Below are 18,907 nucleotides of genomic sequence, written 5' to 3'. Positions count from 1 at the left end.
CCCGTTCTGGACCCCTATAAAGAGGAAAACACAATGGAAGCATTAGGAATGATCGAAACCCGGGGCCTGGTTGCACTGATTGAGGCTTCTGACGCGATGGTGAAAGCTGCGCGCGTCAAGCTGGTCGGCGTGAAGCAGATTGGCGGCGGCCTGTGTACTGCGATGGTTCGCGGTGATGTTGCAGCCTGTAAAGCCGCGACCGATGCCGGTGCCGCAGCGGCACAGCGTATTGGCGAGCTGGTATCCGTACACGTTATCCCGCGTCCGCACGGCGACCTGGAAGAAGTCTTCCCGATCGGCCTGAAAGGCGATAGCAGCAACCTGTAATCACCCTGTGTGACGTCGATTCGGGCGTCACGCTCTCTCCTTTTTCATTTTACCTTCCGCGGAGGGTAGGGGGAGCTTTTACCTGAAATACGCCACGGAGGCGGGTATGAAACTGGCAGTCGTCACTGGACAAATTGTTTGTACCGTACGCCATCACGGACTGGCGCATGACAAATTGCTGATGGTGGAAATGATTGATCCACAAGGTAATCCTGACGGGCAATGTGCCGTCGCCATCGACAATATTGGCGCGGGAACCGGGGAGTGGGTGTTGCTGGTGAGTGGCAGTTCCGCCCGCCAGGCGCATAAAAGCGAAACGTCACCGGTCGATCTGTGCGTGATTGGCATCGTCGATGAGGTGGTGTCTGGCGGTCAGGTTATTTTCCACAAATAAGGCAGAACATCATGAATCAACAGGATATTGAACAGGTGGTGAAAGCGGTACTGCTGAAAATGCAAAGCAGTGACACGCCGCCCGCCGCCGTTCATGAGATGGGCGTTTTCGCTTCCCTGGATGACGCCGTTGCGGCAGCCAAAGTCGCCCAGCAAGGGTTAAAAAGCGTGGCAATGCGCCAGTTGGCGATAACAGCCATTCGTGAAGCAGGCGAAAAACACGCCAGAGATTTAGCGGAACTTGCCGTCAGTGAAACCGGCATGGGTCGCGTCGAAGATAAATTTGCCAAAAACGTCGCCCAGGCGCGCGGCACACCAGGCGTTGAGTGTCTCTCTCCGCAGGTGCTGACGGGTGACAACGGCCTGACCTTAATTGAAATCGCGCCCTGGGGCGTGGTGGCTTCGGTGACGCCGTCCACTAACCCGGCGGCAACCGTAATTAACAACGCCATCAGCCTGATTGCCGCGGGCAACAGCGTCATTTTTGCCCCGCATCCGGCGGCGAAAAAAGTCTCCCAGCGGGCGATTACGCTGCTCAACCAGGCGATTGTTGCCGCAGGCGGGCCGGAAAACTTACTGGTTACCGTAGCAAATCCGGATATCGAAACCGCGCAACGCTTGTTCAAGTTTCCGGGCATCGGCCTTTTGGTGGTGACCGGCGGCGAAGCGGTAGTAGAAGCGGCGCGTAAACACACCAATAAACGTCTGATTGCCGCAGGTGCCGGTAACCCGCCAGTGGTGGTGGATGAAACCGCCGACCTCGCCCGTGCCGCTCAGTCCATCGTCAAAGGCGCTTCTTTCGATAACAACATCATCTGTGCCGATGAAAAGGTGCTGATTGTTGTTGATAGCGTAGCCGATGAACTGATGCGTCTGATGGAAGGCCAGCACGCGGTGAAACTGACCGCAGAGCAGGCGCAGCAGCTGCAACCGGTGTTGCTGAAAAATATCGACGAGCGCGGAAAAGGTACTGTCAGCCGTGACTGGGTAGGTCGCGATGCGGCGAAAATCGCGGCGGCAATCGGCCTTAAAGTTCCGGAACAAACGCGATTGCTGTTTGTAGAAACCACCGCAGAACATCCGTTTGCGGTGACCGAACTGATGATGCCGGTGCTGCCCGTCGTGCGCGTCGCCAACGTGGCGGATGCCATTGCGCTGGCGGTGAAACTGGAAGGCGGTTGCCACCACACGGCGGCAATGCACTCGCGCAATATTGAGAACATGAACCAGATGGCGAACGCCATTGATACCAGCATTTTCGTTAAGAACGGACCGTGCATTGCCGGGCTGGGGCTGGGCGGGGAAGGCTGGACCACCATGACCATCACCACGCCAACCGGTGAAGGGGTAACCAGCGCGCGGACGTTTGTCCGTCTGCGTCGCTGTGTATTAGTCGATGCGTTTCGCATTGTTTAAGGAGTAACCGATGGCGCACGACGAACAATGGCTCACCCCGCGTTTGCAAACGGCGGCAACGCTGTGTAACCAGACGCCTGCCGCGACGGAATCTCCGCTGTGGCTGGGGGTGGATCTGGGAACCTGCGATGTGGTGTCGATGGTTGTCGACCGCGACGGTCAGCCGGTGGCGGTATGCCTCGACTGGGCCGATGTGGTCCGCGACGGCATCGTCTGGGATTTCTTCGGCGCTGTCACCATTGTTCGTCGCCATCTCGACACGCTTGAGCAGCAATTCGGTCGCCGTTTTAGCCATGCGGCGACTTCATTTCCTCCTGGTACGGACCCGCGTATTTCCATCAACGTGCTGGAATCCGCCGGGCTGGAAGTGAGCCATGTGCTGGATGAGCCAACCGCAGTCGCGGATCTGCTGCAACTGGATAACGCAGGTGTAGTGGATATCGGCGGCGGCACCACCGGTATTGCCATCGTGAAAAAGGGCAAGGTGACTTACTCGGCGGATGAAGCCACCGGCGGACATCACATCTCTCTGACTCTCGCCGGAAATCGTCGTATTTCGCTGGAAGAGGCAGAGCAGTACAAGCGCGGTCACGGTGAAGAGATTTGGCCTGCGGTGAAACCGGTGTACGAAAAAATGGCGGACATTGTCGCCCGGCATATTGAAGGGCAGGGCATTACTGATTTATGGCTGGCGGGCGGCTCCTGTATGCAACCGGGCGTGGCGGAACTGTTTCGCAAACAATTCCCGGCGTTACAGGTGCATCTACCGCAGCACAGTTTGTTTATGACCCCGCTGGCGATCGCCAGTAGCGGGCGAGAGAAAGCGGAGGGGCTATATGCAAAATGAATTGCAGAGCGCGCTCTTTCAGGCGTTCGATACCCTGAATCTGCAACGGGTAAAAACATTTAGCGTCCCGCCTGTCACACTCTGCGGTCTGGGCGCAGTGAGCAGTTGCGGGCAGGAAACACAAACGCGCGGGCTGAAACATTTGTTTGTGATGGCGGATGGCTTTTTGCATCAGTCGGGGATGACCGCCGGGCTGATTCGCAGTCTGACCGTCAAAGGTATCGCTATGACGCTCTGGCCGTGTCCGGTGGGCGAACCGTGCATCACCGACGTGTGTGCTGCCGTGGCGCAGCTGCGTGAATCAGGCTGTGATGGGGTGATCGCGTTTGGCGGCGGCTCGGTGCTCGATGCAGCGAAAGCCGTGGCGTTGCTGGTGACGAATTCCGATAGCACGCTGGCAAAAATGTCAGAAACCAGCGTTCTGCAACCACGATTGCCGCTGATTGCCATTCCAACGACCGCCGGAACCGGCTCTGAAACGACTAACGTGACGGTGATTATCGATGCGGTAAGCGGGCGCAAACAGGTGTTAGCACATGCCTCGCTGATGCCGGATGTGGCGATCCTCGACGCCGCGCTGACCGAAGGCGTGCCGTCGCATGTCACGGCGATGACCGGTATCGATGCGTTAACTCACGCCATTGAAGCGTATAGCGCGCTGAACGCCACCCCATTTACCGACAGCCTGGCGATTGGCGCCATTGCGATGATTGGTCAATCGCTGCCGAAAGCGGTGGGTTACGGTCACGACCTGGCTGCGCGCGAGAGTATGTTGCTGGCTTCATGTATGGCGGGAATGGCGTTTTCCAGCGCCGGGCTTGGGTTATGCCACGCGATGGCGCATCAGCCAGGGGCGGCGCTGCATATTCCGCACGGTCTGGCGAACGCCATGTTGCTGCCAACGGTGATGGAATTTAACCGGATGGTTTGTCGTGATCGGTTTAGCCAGGTTGGTCGGGCGCTGCGAACTAAAAAATCCGACGATCGTGACGCTATTAATGCGGTAAGTGAGCTGATAGCGGAAGTTGGGATCAACAAGCGGCTGGCTGATGTGGGTGCAACAACCGGGCATTACGGTGCATGGGCGCAGGCCGCGCAGGAAGATATTTGTCTGCGTAGCAACCCGCGTACCGCCAGCCTGGAGCAGATTGTCGGCCTGTACGCAGCGGCGCAATAAATGCCGGATGCGACGCTTGCCGCGTCTTATCCGGCCTGGGGGATTGCACATGTAGGGCGGATAAGGTGTTTACGCCGTATCCGCCAATAAATAACAACTAACAGGGAGTAAAGGCGATGGGAATTAACGAAATCATCATGTACATCATGATGTTCTTTATGCTGATAGCTGCCGTAGACAGGATCCTGTCGCAGTTCGGCGGTTCTGCTCGTTTCCTCGGTAAGTTCGGTAAAAGTATCGAAGGATCCGGCGGGCAGTTCGAAGAAGGTTTTATGGCAATGGGCGCACTGGGCCTGGCGATGGTCGGTATGACCGCGCTGGCACCGGTACTGGCCCACGTACTCGGGCCGGTGATTATCCCGGTTTACGAAATGCTCGGCGCAAACCCGTCAATGTTCGCCGGAACGCTGCTGGCGTGCGATATGGGCGGCTTCTTCCTCGCCAAAGAGCTGGCGGGCGGTGATGTGGCAGCGTGGCTATACTCTGGGTTAATTCTCGGGTCGATGATGGGGCCAACGATTGTGTTTTCCATTCCGGTGGCGCTCGGCATTATCGAACCTTCTGACCGTCGTTATCTGGCGCTCGGCGTGCTGGCGGGCATTGTGACCATTCCGATTGGCTGTATCGCTGGTGGTCTGGTGGCTATGTATTCCGGCGTGCAAATCAACGGTCAGCCAGTGGAATTCACCTTCGCCCTGATCCTGATGAACATGATCCCGGTACTTATCGTCGCGGTACTGGTGGCGCTGGGGCTGAAATTCATCCCGGAAAAAATGATCAACGGCTTCCAGATCTTCGCCAAATTCCTCGTCGCATTGATCACCCTCGGTCTTGCTGCCGCGGTGGTGAAATTCCTGCTTGGCTGGGAACTGATCCCGGGCTTGGATCCGATCTTCATGGCCCCTGGCGATAAACCCGGTGAAGTGATGCGCGCCATTGAAGTTATCGGTTCTATCTCCTGCGTGTTGTTAGGGGCATATCCGATGGTGCTGTTGCTGACCCGCTGGTTTGAAAAACCGCTGATGAGCGTCGGTAAAGTGCTGAATATGAACAACATCGCGGCAGCCGGCATGGTGGCAACGCTTGCCAACAACATCCCGATGTTTGGCATGATGAAGCAGATGGATACCCGCGGCAAAGTCATCAACTGCGCCTTCGCCGTTTCCGCTGCTTTCGCCCTGGGCGATCACTTAGGCTTCGCCGCTGCCAACATGAACGCCATGATCTTCCCGATGATTGTCGGCAAGTTGATCGGCGGCGTAACGGCAATTGGCGTGGCGATGATGCTGGTGCCAAAAGAAGACGCGATCGCGGCTAAAACCGAAGTGGAGGCGCAATCGTGAACACTCGCCAGCTGCTGAGCGTCGGTATTGATATCGGCACCACCACCACCCAGGTGATCTTCTCCCACCTGGAGTTGGTTAACCGTGCGGCGGTGTCGCAGGTGCCGCGTTACGAATTCATCAAACGCGAAATTAGCTGGCAAAGTCCGGTGTTCTTTACCCCTGTCGATAAACAGGGCGGTTTAAAAGAAGCGGAGCTGAAAACCTTAATCCTCGAGCAATATCAGGCTGCGGGCATTGCGCCGGAAAGCGTTGATTCCGGGGCCATCATCATCACCGGAGAAAGCGCGAAAACCCGCAATGCCGGTCCGGCGGTGATGGCGCTCTCTCAGTCGCTGGGCGATTTTGTCGTTGCCAGCGCCGGGCCGCACCTCGAATCCGTGATCGCCGGTCACGGAGCCGGGGCACAAACCCTTTCTGAACAACGGCTGTGTCGGGTACTGAATATCGACATCGGCGGCGGCACGGCGAACTACGCCCTGTTCGAAGCCGGAAAAATCAGCGGCACTGCCTGCCTCAACGTTGGCGGTCGCCTGTTGGAAACCGATAGCCAGGGGGGCGTGGTTTACGCTCATAAACCGGGGCAGATGATTGTGGATGAGTGTTTCGGCGCAGGCTCTGACGCCCGTTCGCTGACTGGCGCGCAGCTGGTGCAGGTTACCCGGCGGATGGCAGAACTGATTGTCGAAGTGATTGACGGAACGCTCTCGCCGCTCGCGCAGGCATTGATGCAAACCGGTTTACTGCCCGCAGGCGTTACGCCCGAAATCATTACGCTTTCTGGCGGCGTGGGTGAATGTTATCGCCACCAGCCCGCCGATCCGTTCTGTTTTGCTGATATTGGCCCGCTTCTGGCAACGGCGCTGCATGACCATCCGCGCCTGCGTGAGATGAACGTGCAGTTTCCGGCGCAAACCGTGCGCGCCACGGTGATTGGCGCGGGCGCACATACCCTTTCGCTCTCTGGCAGCACAATCTGGCTGGAGGGCGTACAACTGCCGCTGCGTAATTTGCCGGTGGCGATCCCAATTGATGAAACGGATCTGGTGAGTGCCTGGCAACAGGCGCTGATTCAACTGGATCTTTGCCCCAAAACTGATGCGTACGTGCTGGCGCTTCCCGCCTCGCTGCCTGTGCGTTACGCCGCGGTACTGACGGTCATCAACGCGCTGGTCGATTTCGTCGCGCGTTTTCCGAATCCGCATCCCCTGCTGGTGGTGGCCGGGCAGGACTTTGGTAAATCTCTGGGCATGTTGTTGCGCCCACAGCTACAACAACTCCCGTTGGCAGTCATTGACGAAGTGATTGTCCGCGCGGGGGACTATATCGACATTGGTACGCCTCTTTTTGGCGGATCGGTTGTGCCGGTGACGGTGAAATCACTCGCATTTCCTTCCTGAGGGAACGACTTATGAAACTAAAGACCACATTGTTCGGCAATGTATATCAGTTTAAGGATGTAAAAGAGGTGCTGGCTAAAGCCAACGAACTGCGTTCGGGGGATGTGCTGGCGGGCGTTGCAGCGGCAAGCTCACAGGAGCGCGTGGCGGCAAAGCAGGTGTTGTCGGAAATGACCGTAGCGGACATCCGCAATAATCCGGTGATTGCCTATGAAGATGACTGCGTCACGCGGCTGATTCAGGACGACGTCAACGAAACGGCCTACAACCAGATTAAAAACTGGAGCATCAGCGAGCTGCGTGAGTATGTGCTGAGCGACGAAACCAGCGTTGATGACATTGCCTTTACCCGCAAAGGGCTGACCTCGGAAGTGGTGGCGGCGGTAGCGAAGATTTGCTCCAACGCGGACCTGATCTATGGCGCGAAGAAAATGCCGGTTATCAAAAAGGCCAATACCACCATCGGTATTCCTGGCACCTTTAGCGCCCGTTTGCAGCCGAACGATACCCGTGACGACGTGCAAAGTATCGCCGCGCAAATCTACGAAGGGCTTTCCTTCGGGGTGGGTGATGCGGTGATCGGCGTCAACCCGGTAACGGACGACGTGGAAAATTTAAGCCGCGTGTTGGACACCATCTATGGCGTGATCGACAAATACAACATTCCGACCCAGGGCTGCGTGCTGGCGCACGTCACCACCCAGATTGAAGCAATTCGTCGCGGCGCGCCTGGCGGGCTGATCTTCCAGAGTATCTGCGGCAGCGAAAAAGGGCTGAAAGAGTTTGGCGTGGAACTGGCGATGCTCGACGAAGCGCGCGCAGTGGGCGCGGAGTTCAACCGTATCGCCGGGGAAAACTGCCTCTACTTCGAAACCGGGCAAGGTTCTGCGCTGTCCGCTGGCGCTAACTTCGGCGCGGACCAGGTGACGATGGAAGCGCGTAACTATGGGCTGGCGCGTCATTACGATCCGTTTATCGTCAACACCGTGGTCGGCTTTATTGGGCCGGAGTATCTCTACAACGACCGCCAGATTATTCGTGCGGGCTTAGAAGATCACTTTATGGGCAAGCTGAGCGGCATCTCTATGGGCTGTGACTGCTGCTACACCAACCACGCTGACGCTGACCAGAACCTCAACGAAAACCTGATGATCCTGCTCGCCACCGCAGGCTGCAACTACATCATGGGGATGCCGCTGGGCGATGACATCATGCTCAACTACCAGACCACGGCCTTCCACGACACCGCCACTGTGCGTCAGTTACTCAACCTGCGCCCGTCACCGGAGTTTGAACGCTGGCTGGAAAGCATGGGCATTATGGCAAACGGTCGCTTGACCAAACGGGCGGGCGATCCGTCACTGTTCTTCTGATGACGCGGAGATAACACATCATGGATCAAAAACAGATTGAAGAAATTGTACGCAGCGTGATGGCGTCAATGGGACAAACGGCCCCCGCGCCGTCAGAAGCAAAGTGCGCCACTACCACCTGTGCGGCACCGGTGACCTCGGAAAGCTGCGCGCTGGATTTAGGTTCTGCGGAAGCAAAAGCGTGGATTGGTGTTGAAAACCCGCATCGCGCAGACGTATTAACAGAACTGCGTCGCAGCACCGTGGCCCGCGTTTGTACCGGTCGTGCTGGTCCGCGCCCGCGTACGCAGGCGCTGCTGCGTTTCCTGGCCGATCACTCTCGTTCGAAAGATACCGTACTGAAAGAAGTGCCGGAAGAGTGGGTGAAAGCGCAGGGCTTGCTGGAAGTGCGCTCTGAAATTAGCGACAAAAATCTCTACCTGACTCGCCCGGATATGGGCCGTCGCCTGTGCGCAGAAGCTGTTGAAGCGCTGAAATCACAGTGTGTCGCCAGTCCGGACGTACAGGTCGTTATTTCTGATGGCCTGTCTACTGACGCGATCACCGTGAACTATGAAGAGATCCTGCCACCGCTGATGGCGGGCCTGAAACAGGCTGGTTTGAAAGTCGGCACGCCGTTCTTTGTGCGTTACGGTCGCGTGAAAATTGAAGATCAGATCGGTGAGATCCTCGGCGCGAAAGTGGTGATCCTGCTGGTGGGCGAACGCCCGGGGTTAGGGCAGTCAGAAAGTCTTTCCTGCTACGCCGTCTACTCACCGCGTATGGCGACCACCGTTGAGGCCGATCGCACCTGTATCTCTAACATTCACCAGGGCGGCACGCCGCCAGTTGAAGCCGCAGCCGTCATTGTGGATTTGGCGAAACGTATGCTGGAGCAGAAAGCATCCGGCATCAACATGACCCGATAAGGAGGCATCATGCCAGCTTTAGATTTGATTCGACCGTCGGTCACCGCCATGCGGGTGATTGCCTCCGTTAACGCCGATTTTGCGCGTGAGCTGAAATTGCCGCCGCATATTCGTAGCCTCGGGCTGATTTCCGCCGACTCCGATGACGTCACCTACATTGCCGCTGATGAAGCGACCAAACAAGCGATGGTGGAAGTGGTGTATGGCTGCTCGCTGTATGCAGGAGCCGCACACGGCCCGTCACCGACTGCCGGTGAAGTGCTGATTATGCTGGGCGGGCCAAACCCGGCGGAAGTGCGTGCAGGTCTGGATGCGATGGTTGCGCATATTGAAAATGGCGCTGCTTTCCAGTGGGCTAATGACGCGCAAGATACGGCATTCCTGGCACATGTAGTTTCGCGTACCGGTTCTTATCTCTCTTCCACTGCGGGTATTACGCTTGGCGATCCGATGGCGTATCTGGTGGCGCCGCCGCTGGAAGCGACTTATGGCATTGATGCAGCGTTAAAATCTGCCGACGTACAGCTGGTGACTTATGTCCCACCGCCGTCAGAAACCAACTATTCCGCCGCATTCTTAACGGGAAGCCAGGCGGCGTGTAAAGCGGCCTGTAATGCCTTTACCGATGCAGTGCTGGAAATCGCGCGGAATCCAATCCAGCGTGCGTAACGGAGGTTGCCGATGATCAATGCACTGGGATTGCTGGAAGTGGACGGCATGGTCGCCGCAATCGATGCGGCGGATGCGATGCTGAAAGCGGCCAACGTGCGCCTGCTCAGTCATGAAGTACTTGACCCTGGTAGGTTGACGCTGGTGGTGGAAGGCGATCTGGCGGCGTGTCGTGCGGCGCTGGATGCAGGTTGTGCTGCTGCGATGCGTACCGGGCGCGTCATCAGCCGCAAGGAGATCGGTCGGCCAGACGATGACACCCAGTGGCTGGTTACTGGCTTTAACCGCCAGCCGAAGCAAGCTGACGCGTCAGCTATTGCCGAGGGATCTGCTGACGAGTTGTTGGCGCTGTTAACATCAGTACGTCAGGGAATGACGGCAGGAGAAGTGGCAGCCCACTTTGGCTGGCCGCTGGAAAAAGCCAGAAATGCGCTCGAACAGCTCTTTTCTGCCGGGACGTTACGTAAACGCAGTAGTCGTTATCGTCTCAAGCCCCATTAATCTGTCGGAGGTGCCGGGTGTCATATAACACCCGGCATTAACATCATGAAAAAGCCCCGTACAGCTAATTTGCACCATCTTTATCATGACCCCTTATCCGAAAACCTGAAGCTTACGCCGAAGGTCGAAGTGGATAATGTTCATCAACGACAGACAACGGATGTCTATGAACATGCTTTGACGATTACCGCCTGGCAGCAGATTTACGATCAGCTGCATCCGGGCAAGTTTCATGGTGAATTTACGGAAATTCTGCTTGATGATATTCAGGTTTTCCGTGAATACACCGGTCTGGCACTGCGTCAGTCGTGCCTGGTCTGGCCGAACTCTTTCTGGTTTGGTATTCCGGCGACACGCGGCGAACAGGGATTTATCGGCTCACAATGCCTGGGAAGCGCGGAAATTGCCACGCGCCCTGGCGGCACCGAGTTTGAACTGAGTACACCGGATGATTATACGATCCTTGGCGTAGTGCTTTCTGAAGATGTCATTACCCGGCAGGCTAACTTTTTGCATAACCCGGAAAGGGTGCTGCATATGTTACGTAACCAGTCGGCGCTGGAAGTGAAAGAGCAGCATAAAGCCGCGCTGTGGGGCTTTGTCCAACAGGCGTTGGCGACATTTTGCGAGAACCCGGAGAATCTTCATCAGCCTGCGGTGCGTAAAGTGCTGGGGGATAATTTGCTGATGGCGATGGGGGCGATGCTGGAAGAAGCGCAACCAATGGTGACAGCGGAAAGTATTAGTCATCAGAGTTACCGACGTTTGCTTTCCCGCGCCCGTGAATATGTGTTGGAAAACATGTCCGAACCGGTAACCGTACTGGACTTGTGTAATCAACTGCACGTCAGTCGCCGCACCTTACAAAACGCATTTCACGCTATTTTGGGCATTGGCCCGAATGCGTGGCTAAAACGCATTCGCCTGAACGCCGTGCGCCGTGAACTGATTAGTCCGTGGTCGCAAAGTATGACGGTAAAAGACGCCGCCATGCAGTGGGGATTCTGGCATCTGGGGCAATTTGCCACGGATTATCAGCAACTGTTTGCCGAGAAGCCGTCACTGACACTGCATCAGCGGATGCAGGAGTTGGAGTGAGGGAGTTACACCCAATCCCTGACCTTAATAAACTCACTCAACGCCGCTTCCGGAGAGCCTGCTTCTGGCTGATAATCATACTCCCAGCGTACCAGTGGCGGCATTGACATCAGAATAGATTCGGTGCGCCCGCCGGTTTGTAAACCAAACAGCGTCCCGCGATCCCATACCAGGTTGAACTCGACATAGCGCCCGCGGCGGTACAACTGGAAATTGCGCTCGCGTTCGCCGTATTCCATTGCTTTACGCCGTTCAACAATCGGTAAATAAGCGTCGGTGTAGCCTTTGCCTACCGCCTGCATAAAGGCGAAACAGTGGTCGAAATCTGGCGTGTTCAGGTCATCAAAGAACAGCCCGCCAATACCGCGCTGTTCGTTGCGATGTTTGAGGTAGAAGTATTCGTCGCACCACTTTTTGTAACGGGGATAAACGTCTTCGCCAAATGGCAGGCACAGGTCACGGGCGGTGCGGTGCCAGTGAATAGCATCCTCTTCAAAGCCATAGAAAGGGGTTAAGTCGAAGCCGCCGCCAAACCACCAGACGGGATCGGCACCCGGTTTTTCGGCAATAAAAAACCGCACATTCGCGTGGCTGGTGGGAATGTACGGATTATGCGGATGCACTACCAGCGATACGCCCATCGCCTCGAAACTGCGCCCGGCAAGTTCCGGGCGATGAGCGGTCGCGGAAGCGGGCATCGCGTTGCCGTGGACGTGAGAAAAGTTGACGCCCGCCTGTTCGAAAACACCACCATTACGCAACACCCGACTACGCCCGCCGCCACCAGCTTCACGTTGCCAGCTATCTTCGACAAACTCTGCGCCATCTACGGCGGCCAGTTGCTGGCAAATTGTATCCTGAAGGTCGAGGAGGAACTGTCTAACCTGGTGCGCGTCGGGTTTCATAACTTACCGCTTTTTCGAGTGTGCTTTCTGGTTATCAAACCAGTGGAAATAACTGATCACGCCTTCAGCAATCGCTGTGGCGATTTTCTGACGAAACGCAGCCGTGCCTAACAGCCGTTCTTCTTCCGGGTTGGTGATAAACGAAGTTTCCACCAGCACCGAAGGAACCGACGGTGATTTCAACACCACAAATGCCGCTTGTTCGGTGTTGCGGCTGTGCAGTTTATGCACCGGCTTAATCTTCTTCAGAATATGCGAGCCGAGCGTCAGACTATTTTTAATGGTATCTGTTTGCACCAGATCAAACAGCACTTGTTGCAATAGGTGATCCCTGTCGGTCGCCTTTTTCCCGGCAACTTCATCAGCACGGTTTTCGCGTTCCGACAAATATTTTGCCATCGCGCTACTTGCGCCACGGTTAGAGAGGGCAAAGACCGATGCACCGGCAGCTTTCGGGTTGGTAAAGCCGTCGGCGTGAATTGACATAAACAGGTCTGCGCCATGTTTATGGGCGATTTCAACGCGATCGTACAGTGGAATAAAGGTATCGCCAGAACGCGTCAGCCGCGCATCAATGCCATGATTGCGCAAAATTGAACGGACGTTTTTGGCAATCGCCAGCACCACGTGTTTTTCTTTTGACCCGTTGCGGCCAATCGCACCGGTATCAATCCCGCCGTGGCCTGGATCGAGAACGACTATCCGCTTGCCCCCGGCTTTTTTGGCTTTCGGCTTAGTGTGTCCGTTGCTGGTTTTTAAAGGTTCTTCTTTGGCGATGGCTTGTGACATTCCTGACAACGTCAGGGCAGCCAATCCGGCTTTCAGCACCTGGCGGCGCGAAGTGAGTGTTTTTAGTGGTTTAAAAGTGCTCATACGGCCTGAGTTGTAATAATGAAGTTCCAGATGTTATATCGTATCGCGTAATCCGTTACGACGGTTTGCTGGTGAGAATTGTTTTACTTTTCATTTCAATAAATGACAACGCGTCATTATGCCACTTTTTCAACCGATTTTCGTCAGATATTGGCTAATTCGGTCGTTCACGCCATAATCACCCTTTTAACCCCCAAAAAGGTAACTCATACCATGGAGATACGCGTATTTCGCCAGGAAGATTTCGAAGAGGTCATCACCCTTTGGGAGCGTTGCGACTTGCTGCGTCCATGGAACGATCCGGAAATGGACATCGAGCGCAAGATGAACCATGACGTCAGTTTGTTCCTGGTCGCGGAAGTGAATGGTGAAGTGGTGGGAACGGTGATGGGCGGTTATGACGGGCATCGTGGGTCTGCTTATTATCTTGGCGTGCATCCGGAGTTTCGCGGGCGCGGAATTGCTAACGCGTTGCTTAATCGACTGGAGAAAAAGCTCATTGCCCGCGGTTGCCCGAAAATTCAGATCAACGTGCCGGAAGATAACGACATGGTGCTCGGAATGTACGAACGCCTGGGATATGAACACGCTGATGTGCTGAGTCTGGGTAAGCGTTTGATTGAAGATGAAGAGTACTGAGTTTCATCCTGTCCATTATGATGCGCACGGACGCCTGCGTTTACCTTTTCTCTTCTGGCTTGTGCTACTGCTTCAGGCGCGAACCTGGGTGCTGTTTGTGATTGCCGGTGCGTCGCGTGAGCAGGGTACTGCGCTGCTGAATCTGTTTTATCCCGATCACGATAATTTCTGGCTGGGGTTAATTCCCGGCATTCCAGCAGTGCTGGCGTTTTTGCTGAGTGGTCGGCGCGCTACGTTTCCCCGTATCTGGCATGGGCTCTATTTTCTGTTGCTGTTGGCGCAAGTGGTTTTACTTTGCTGGCAACCGTGGCTGTGGCTGAACGGCGAATCGGTTAGCGGAATCAGTCTGGCGCTGGTAGTGGCGGATATTGTGGCGTTAATCTGGCTGCTGACCAATCGACGTTTACGCGCTTGTTTTGTGGTTGAGAAAGAATAACGGCACTTTTTTGCAAATTCGCACTCCAAGCAACGTTATTGAATAACCAAAGGAAGTGAGATGAAATCGCTGCGTTTAATGTTATGCGCTATGCCGTTGATGCTGACCGGCTGTTCCACGATGTCGTCAGTTAACTGGTCTGCCGCGAATCCGTGGAACTGGTTTGGTTCATCTACCAAAGTGAGCGAGCAGGGCGTGGGTGAATTAACGGCGTCCACACCATTACAAGAACAAGCTATTGCCGATGCGCTTGATGGTGATTATCGCCTGCGCAGCGGAATGAAAACCGCTAACGGTAATGTAGTGCGCTTTTTTGAAGTGATGAAAGGCGACATCGTGGCGATGGTCATCAATGGTGATCAAGGTACAATCAGCCGCATTGACGTTTCAGATAGCGATATTCCTGCGGACACCGGTGTTAAAATCGGTACACCGTTTAGCGACCTTTACAGCAAAGCATTTGGCAATTGCCAAAAAGCCGATGGTGATGATCGTGCTGTTGAATGTAAAGCTGAAGGCAGTCAACATATTAGCTACCAGTTCAGCGGTGAATGGAGTGGTCCTGAAGGGTTAATGCCTTCGGACGATACCTTGAAAAACTGGAAAGTCAGTAAAATTATCTGGCGACGTTAATTTGCGTCTGAACAAACCGCTAATCACAAAAAACACGTAAAATAGCGCCCAACAATGCCACGGATTGCGTGGCATTATTATTTTCAGGAGGAACAATGTCTCAGGTTCAGAGTGGCATTTTGCCAGAACATTGCCGCGCGGCGATTTGGATCGAAGCCAACGTAAAAGGGGAAGTTGATGCCCTGCGTGCGGCCAGTAAAACATTTGCCGACAAACTGGCGACTTTTGAAGCGAAATTCCCGGACGCACATCTTGGTGCAGTCGTTGCCTTTGGTAACAACACCTGGCGTGCTCTGAGCGGCGGCGTTGGTGCCGAAGAGCTGAAAGATTTTCCGGGCTACGGCAAAGGTCTTGCGCCGACCACTCAGTTCGATGTGTTAATCCACATTCTTTCTCTGCGTCATGATGTAAACTTTTCTGTCGCCCAGGCGGCGATGGAAGCCTTTGGTGACTGCATTGAAGTGAAAGAAGAGATCCACGGCTTCCGTTGGGTTGAAGAGCGTGACCTGAGCGGCTTTGTTGACGGCACAGAAAACCCGGCGGGTGAAGAGACGCGTCGCGAAGTGGCGGTTATCAAAGACGGCGTGGATGCAGGCGGCAGCTATGTGTTTGTGCAGCGTTGGGAGCACAACCTGAAGCAACTCAACCGTATGAGCGTTCACGATCAGGAAATGATGATCGGCCGTACCAAAGAAGCCAACGAAGAGATTGATGGCGACGAACGTCCGGAAACCTCTCACCTGACCCGTGTTGATCTGAAAGAAGATGGCAAAGGACTGAAGATTGTTCGCCAGAGCCTGCCGTACGGCACCGCCAGTGGCACTCACGGTCTGTACTTCTGCGCCTACTGTGCGCGTCTGCATAATATTGAGCAGCAATTGCTGAGCATGTTTGGCGATACCGATGGTAAGCGTGATGCGATGTTGCGTTTCACCAAACCGGTAACCGGCGGCTATTACTTCGCGCCGTCGCTGGACAAGCTGATGGCGCTGTAAGCGTTTCTGATTCGATGATTAAAGGCCAGCCAATAGCATTACTGACTGGCCTCAGATTGTTGATAAAGTGCGCGTTGTACACGCCGGATGCGGCGTGAACGCCTTATCCGGCCTACGAAATCGTGCGAATTCAATACATTGCAGGGGCCGCGTAGGCCTGATAAGCGTAGCGCATCAGGCAGTTTTGCGTTTGTCAGCAGTCGCAGGCCAGCCAGTAACAAAACTGACAGGTCTTTTTATTACTTTTGCTTCAACGCCGCATACACCTGATCAACTACCCAACCATAAGTTGCAATCGGTAACTGACCGCTTTTGAACATATTGGGATTTTTTTGTGGATCGGCAACTGGCGAATGGGGCTTGTTGCTTAACATCACAATCGCCATATGATTGACCGGATCGATAACGGTTACCGTCCCTGTCCAGCCAGTGTGACCGTAGGTTTGCGGGCTTGCCAGCGTGCCAAACGTCGGCGTCATGGTGGCATTACCATTCACGCGCCAGCCAAGGCCAAAAGTGGCGTCCTCCTTTAAGCTGGTGGTGAACATCTTCACCGTTTCCGCACTGAACAGCTTCACATCGCCATAGCCACCGCCGTTCAGCATCGTTTGCATTAACACCGCAATATCGCCGGTATTGGAAAACAAACCTGCGTGTCCGGAAACGCCGCCCATCGAATAGAACGCTTTTTCATCGTGCACCTGACCCCAGATAGTGGAGGTGCGGATATTCGGAAAGTGGATCACGCCATCGCGGGTATTGCCGTTCAGTTCCGTCGCGGCAATTTGCTGCGGTTTAAAGCCTTTTAGCAGCGGGTTAAATACCGTATGTGTCAGGCCGAGCGGGCGATAAATCGACTCTTCAACATAGCGGTCAAGCGGCTGGCCAGTAACTGACTCGACGATAAATCCAAGCAACATATAATCGACATCGCTGTAGATATGTTTGCTGCCGGGCTGATACTCCAGTGGCGTGCGCTTGATCATCTCCAGCGTCTGGCCTTTATCCTGCGAATATAACGCGCCCGCGACCGCTTTATTCGGATATTGTGGGTCCGCCGGGAAACCGCCGCTGTGATGCAGCAGATCAGAAATCCGCAGCGTGTTTTTGCCTTTGATGGTGTCATTTGGACTGTCGGCAAACCCTGGAATATATTTCGCAATCAGATCGTCGGGATGCAGTTTGCCTTCGCTCATCAGCTTTTGCAGAGCGAAGTTTGTGGCGTACATCTTGGTGTTTGAGGCCAGGTCATACAGCGTCCCGGTGGTGGCTTTTACAGGCTGCGCCATCAACACGCTGCCATCGTACTTTTTCGCCATCCCCCAGGCTTTGCGATACACAATCTGATTATCTTTAATAATCAGTAGGTTTACGCCGGGATAACCGGCATCAACTTGCTGGTTAATCCAGCGATCCATCTGGTTAAGCCGTTCGATATTGAACCCTGCTTTCTCTGGCGAACTTTCTGTCAGAACAGGGTATTTTGCGGCGCTGACGCTACAGCTGACAGCCAGCAGAGAAAGATAGAGCATTGTCCGTTTCATAATCAGTCCAGATTGACGTTACGGCAGCCAAAGAGCGTGGTGAAAATAAACCCACTAACCCATGCCACCAGAATCCCACCTGCATATACCGCCATTGCCGGAAGGATGCCTTGCGCGGAAGTCATCAGCGGCAGCGCCACCAGGCCAGACGGCCCGAAAGCGCTGTTTAAGCCCATCGGCAGACCCCACCAGGCTATCAGCCCGATAAACAAACCGCCCGCCGCGCCGCCTAAACAGGCGGTAACAAACGGTTTCATGCGGGGCAGGGTGACACCGTAAATCAGCGGTTCACCAACGCCCAGCAGGCCGGGAATAATCGCCCCGCGTACCTGACTGCGTAATGCACTGTGCGGTTGCGCCCGCCAGTAGAGCGCCAACGCCGCGCCCACCTGGCCCGCGCCCGCCATCGAAAGGATGGGAAATAAGCTGTTGAACCCCTGACTGTCCATTAACGCGAGGTAAACAGGAATAAAGCCCTGATGCACGCCAAACACCACGGCGATCAGGAACAGCCCGGCTAAAACCGCACAACCGAGCGGATTACTGTTCAGGTGCATAAACAGCCACGACATACCTTCGAATAACCAGCCGCCCAGCGGCATAATGATCAGGTACGCAAGCGTAGCGGTGATCAACAGAGTGATTAACGAGGTCAGCAGCATGTCGAGATCGTCCGGCATAAAGCGGCGCACCATGCCTTCAATGCGGGCGCAGGCCCAGGCGGCAATCAACACGCCGATAATATTGCCGCGCGGATCGATGGGCAGACCGAAGAAATCGTGAAATCCGGCGTAGTAACCAGTGGTGGCAGCAGGGTTATAACCGAGCAAAAAGAGCGCGGCGATAATTGCGCCATTGACGCCCGTGCCGCCGAACGCCTGGGCCGCGTTATAGCCCACCAGAATTACCAGGAAGGTGAACAAGCCTTTGCTGAACACCTTCATAAAATTCAGCGCGTCGGGCAGCGTTCCCTGAGCATCTGCCGGAACGTGCATCACCGTGGCGATTAGCGTCGCTATCCCCAGCAACAGACCCGCAGCAATAAAACCGGGGATCAGCGGCGTAAAGATGGTGGCGAATTTGGCGAGAAATTGTTGCACGCCGGAAGTTTGTCTGGCTTTTAACTGGCGTTTATTCAGGGCTGCGATTTCCGCGGCATCCTGTATCGGTGCTTCGCCCAGCAACTCGCTCATGGCTTTTGCGGCACGATGCGCTTTGCCTGGCCCAAAAACCACCTGCACCTGATCGCTGGTCAAAATGACGCCCTTTACGCCTTCCAGGGTTTTGATATCGGGATCAACCAGTGAACTGTCATGTACACCCAGACGCAGACGCGTCATACAGTTACCACAGCTGGCGATGTTTCCCGGACCGCCGACCCGGGTAAGAATGGTGTTCAGAAGTTCACTGCTGATCTCTTTAGCCACGGG

At 55.1% G+C, this 18,907-nt stretch carries 20 protein-coding genes; 16 read left to right on the top strand and 4 right to left on the bottom strand.

All coding sequences use genetic code 11. The annotated features are described in order from the left end of the window. Nucleotides 1–33: 33 nt before the first annotated feature. The 12 genes from eutM to eutR all read left to right on the top strand — a co-directional run bounded on the left by eutM (nt 34) and on the right by eutR (nt 11,452). Nucleotides 34–327 (top strand): ethanolamine utilization microcompartment protein EutM, encoded by a 294-nt coding sequence (eutM, locus tag D9597_RS07320; RefSeq protein ID WP_000387713.1) that lies wholly within the window; start codon nt 34–36, stop codon nt 325–327. A 106-nt stretch (nt 328–433) separates the two neighbouring features. Continuing rightward, nucleotides 434–721 carry an ethanolamine utilization microcompartment protein EutN gene (gene eutN / locus D9597_RS07315; protein WP_000762196.1) on the top strand — a complete coding sequence of 96 codons (288 nt, stop codon included), beginning with the start codon at nt 434–436 and terminating at the stop codon, nt 719–721. A gap of 11 nt (nt 722–732) precedes the next feature. Then, nucleotides 733–2,136: an aldehyde dehydrogenase family protein gene (locus D9597_RS07310; RefSeq protein ID WP_130222000.1), complete on the top strand. Its 1,404-nt coding sequence runs from the start codon at nt 733–735 to the stop codon at nt 2,134–2,136. A gap of 10 nt (nt 2,137–2,146) precedes the next feature. Next, nucleotides 2,147–2,983 (top strand): ethanolamine utilization protein EutJ, encoded by an 837-nt coding sequence (eutJ, locus tag D9597_RS07305; RefSeq protein WP_000929729.1) that lies wholly within the window; start codon nt 2,147–2,149, stop codon nt 2,981–2,983. After that, a complete protein-coding gene (gene eutG, locus D9597_RS07300; RefSeq protein WP_130216822.1) occupies nt 2,973–4,160 on the top strand; it encodes an ethanolamine utilization ethanol dehydrogenase EutG in 1,188 nt (395 codons plus the stop codon). The genes eutJ and eutG overlap by 11 nt, the downstream gene beginning before the upstream one ends. A 116-nt stretch (nt 4,161–4,276) precedes the next feature. After that, nucleotides 4,277–5,503, top strand: coding sequence for an ethanolamine utilization protein EutH (gene eutH / locus D9597_RS07295; protein ID WP_130221999.1), 1,227 nt, complete (start codon nt 4,277–4,279; stop codon nt 5,501–5,503). Further along, nucleotides 5,500–6,903, top strand: a complete 1,404-nt coding sequence (gene eutA / locus D9597_RS07290) for an ethanolamine ammonia-lyase reactivating factor EutA (RefSeq protein WP_130221998.1) — start codon at nt 5,500–5,502, stop codon at nt 6,901–6,903. Before eutH ends, eutA begins: the two co-directional genes overlap by 4 nt. Before the next feature lie 11 nt (nt 6,904–6,914). Beyond that, on the top strand, nt 6,915–8,276 hold the full coding sequence (eutB, locus tag D9597_RS07285) for an ethanolamine ammonia-lyase subunit alpha (RefSeq protein WP_000769975.1): 1,362 nt from the start codon (nt 6,915–6,917) through the stop codon (nt 8,274–8,276). A 20-nt stretch (nt 8,277–8,296) separates the two neighbouring features. After that, a complete protein-coding gene (gene eutC / locus D9597_RS07280; RefSeq protein ID WP_130221997.1) occupies nt 8,297–9,184 on the top strand; it encodes an ethanolamine ammonia-lyase subunit beta in 888 nt (295 codons plus the stop codon). Between the two features lie 9 nt (nt 9,185–9,193). Continuing rightward, the gene (gene eutL / locus D9597_RS07275) at nt 9,194–9,853 is read left to right on the top strand and encodes an ethanolamine utilization microcompartment protein EutL (RefSeq protein WP_130221996.1); all 660 of its coding nucleotides are present in this window, start codon (nt 9,194–9,196) and stop codon (nt 9,851–9,853) included. A gap of 12 nt (nt 9,854–9,865) precedes the next feature. Beyond that, entirely contained in the window at nt 9,866–10,354 is a 489-nt protein-coding gene (gene eutK / locus D9597_RS07270; protein ID WP_130221995.1) for an ethanolamine utilization microcompartment protein EutK, read from the top strand. Nucleotides 10,355–10,399: 45 nt separating this feature from the next. After that, nucleotides 10,400–11,452 (top strand): HTH-type transcriptional regulator EutR, encoded by a 1,053-nt coding sequence (eutR, locus tag D9597_RS07265; RefSeq protein WP_130221994.1) that lies wholly within the window; start codon nt 10,400–10,402, stop codon nt 11,450–11,452. Between the two features lie 5 nt (nt 11,453–11,457). Here eutR and hemF read toward each other — a convergent pair whose 3' ends face one another. Both hemF and amiA read right to left on the bottom strand, forming a co-directional pair. Then, nucleotides 11,458–12,357 (bottom strand): oxygen-dependent coproporphyrinogen oxidase, encoded by a 900-nt coding sequence (gene hemF, locus D9597_RS07260; protein WP_130221993.1) that lies wholly within the window; start codon nt 12,355–12,357, stop codon nt 11,458–11,460. A gap of 3 nt (nt 12,358–12,360) precedes the next feature. Continuing rightward, complete coding sequence (amiA, locus tag D9597_RS07255) at nt 12,361–13,230, bottom strand: N-acetylmuramoyl-L-alanine amidase AmiA (protein WP_130207396.1); 870 nt, start codon at nt 13,228–13,230, stop codon at nt 12,361–12,363. Nucleotides 13,231–13,443: 213 nt separating this feature from the next. Here amiA and D9597_RS07250 point away from each other — a divergent pair, with 213 nt between their 5' ends. From D9597_RS07250 to yfeX, 4 genes are all read left to right on the top strand, one after another. Next, entirely contained in the window at nt 13,444–13,869 is a 426-nt protein-coding gene (locus tag D9597_RS07250; protein WP_000406000.1) for a GNAT family acetyltransferase, read from the top strand. Next, complete coding sequence (locus D9597_RS07245; RefSeq protein WP_130221992.1) at nt 13,856–14,305, top strand: DUF2919 domain-containing protein; 450 nt, start codon at nt 13,856–13,858, stop codon at nt 14,303–14,305. The genes D9597_RS07250 and D9597_RS07245 overlap by 14 nt, the downstream gene beginning before the upstream one ends. 60 nt (nt 14,306–14,365) lie before the next feature. Further along, entirely contained in the window at nt 14,366–14,938 is a 573-nt protein-coding gene (locus D9597_RS07240; RefSeq protein WP_130221991.1) for an RpoE-regulated lipoprotein, read from the top strand. A 95-nt stretch (nt 14,939–15,033) separates the two neighbouring features. Next, nucleotides 15,034–15,933, top strand: a complete 900-nt coding sequence (yfeX, locus tag D9597_RS07235; RefSeq protein WP_000084590.1) for a porphyrinogen peroxidase — start codon at nt 15,034–15,036, stop codon at nt 15,931–15,933. Between the two features lie 239 nt (nt 15,934–16,172). On the opposite strand, the gene pbp4b is transcribed toward yfeX, so the two are convergent. Next, nucleotides 16,173–17,477, bottom strand: a complete 1,305-nt coding sequence (gene pbp4b, locus D9597_RS07230) for a penicillin binding protein PBP4B (protein WP_130221990.1) — start codon at nt 17,475–17,477, stop codon at nt 16,173–16,175. Between the two features lie 2 nt (nt 17,478–17,479). Next, on the bottom strand, nt 17,480–18,904 hold the full coding sequence (gene murP, locus D9597_RS07225; RefSeq protein WP_130221989.1) for a PTS N-acetylmuramic acid transporter subunit IIBC: 1,425 nt from the start codon (nt 18,902–18,904) through the stop codon (nt 17,480–17,482). Nucleotides 18,905–18,907: the final 3 nt, after the last annotated feature.

It is taken from the genome of Escherichia sp. E13S3 (genome assembly GCF_004212325.1).
Classification (GTDB): Bacteria; Pseudomonadota; Gammaproteobacteria; order Enterobacterales; family Enterobacteriaceae; genus Escherichia.
The sequence above is the reverse complement of the archived record's forward strand: the minus strand, read 5'-3'. Positions and strand labels throughout refer to the sequence as shown.

Excerpts from the sequence above, each read along its gene's own strand:
- eutM (WP_000387713.1), top strand. The coding sequence starts at position 34 with ATGGAAGCATTAGGAATGATCGAAACCCGGGGCCTGGTTGCACTGATT.
- eutN (WP_000762196.1), top strand. The coding sequence starts at position 434 with ATGAAACTGGCAGTCGTCACTGGACAAATTGTTTGTACCGTACGCCAT.
- D9597_RS07310 (WP_130222000.1), top strand. The coding sequence starts at position 733 with ATGAATCAACAGGATATTGAACAGGTGGTGAAAGCGGTACTGCTGAAA.
- eutJ (WP_000929729.1), top strand. The coding sequence starts at position 2,147 with ATGGCGCACGACGAACAATGGCTCACCCCGCGTTTGCAAACGGCGGCA.
- eutG (WP_130216822.1), top strand. The coding sequence starts at position 2,973 with ATGCAAAATGAATTGCAGAGCGCGCTCTTTCAGGCGTTCGATACCCTG.
- eutH (WP_130221999.1), top strand. The coding sequence starts at position 4,277 with ATGGGAATTAACGAAATCATCATGTACATCATGATGTTCTTTATGCTG.
- eutB (WP_000769975.1), top strand. The coding sequence starts at position 6,915 with ATGAAACTAAAGACCACATTGTTCGGCAATGTATATCAGTTTAAGGAT.
- eutC (WP_130221997.1), top strand. The coding sequence starts at position 8,297 with ATGGATCAAAAACAGATTGAAGAAATTGTACGCAGCGTGATGGCGTCA.
- eutL (WP_130221996.1), top strand. The coding sequence starts at position 9,194 with ATGCCAGCTTTAGATTTGATTCGACCGTCGGTCACCGCCATGCGGGTG.
- eutK (WP_130221995.1), top strand. The coding sequence starts at position 9,866 with ATGATCAATGCACTGGGATTGCTGGAAGTGGACGGCATGGTCGCCGCA.
- eutR (WP_130221994.1), top strand. The coding sequence starts at position 10,400 with ATGAAAAAGCCCCGTACAGCTAATTTGCACCATCTTTATCATGACCCC.
- hemF (WP_130221993.1), bottom strand. The coding sequence starts at position 12,357 with ATGAAACCCGACGCGCACCAGGTTAGACAGTTCCTCCTCGACCTTCAG.
- amiA (WP_130207396.1), bottom strand. The coding sequence starts at position 13,230 with ATGAGCACTTTTAAACCACTAAAAACACTCACTTCGCGCCGCCAGGTG.
- D9597_RS07250 (WP_000406000.1), top strand. The coding sequence starts at position 13,444 with ATGGAGATACGCGTATTTCGCCAGGAAGATTTCGAAGAGGTCATCACC.
- D9597_RS07245 (WP_130221992.1), top strand. The coding sequence starts at position 13,856 with ATGAAGAGTACTGAGTTTCATCCTGTCCATTATGATGCGCACGGACGC.
- D9597_RS07240 (WP_130221991.1), top strand. The coding sequence starts at position 14,366 with ATGAAATCGCTGCGTTTAATGTTATGCGCTATGCCGTTGATGCTGACC.
- yfeX (WP_000084590.1), top strand. The coding sequence starts at position 15,034 with ATGTCTCAGGTTCAGAGTGGCATTTTGCCAGAACATTGCCGCGCGGCG.
- pbp4b (WP_130221990.1), bottom strand. The coding sequence starts at position 17,477 with ATGAAACGGACAATGCTCTATCTTTCTCTGCTGGCTGTCAGCTGTAGC.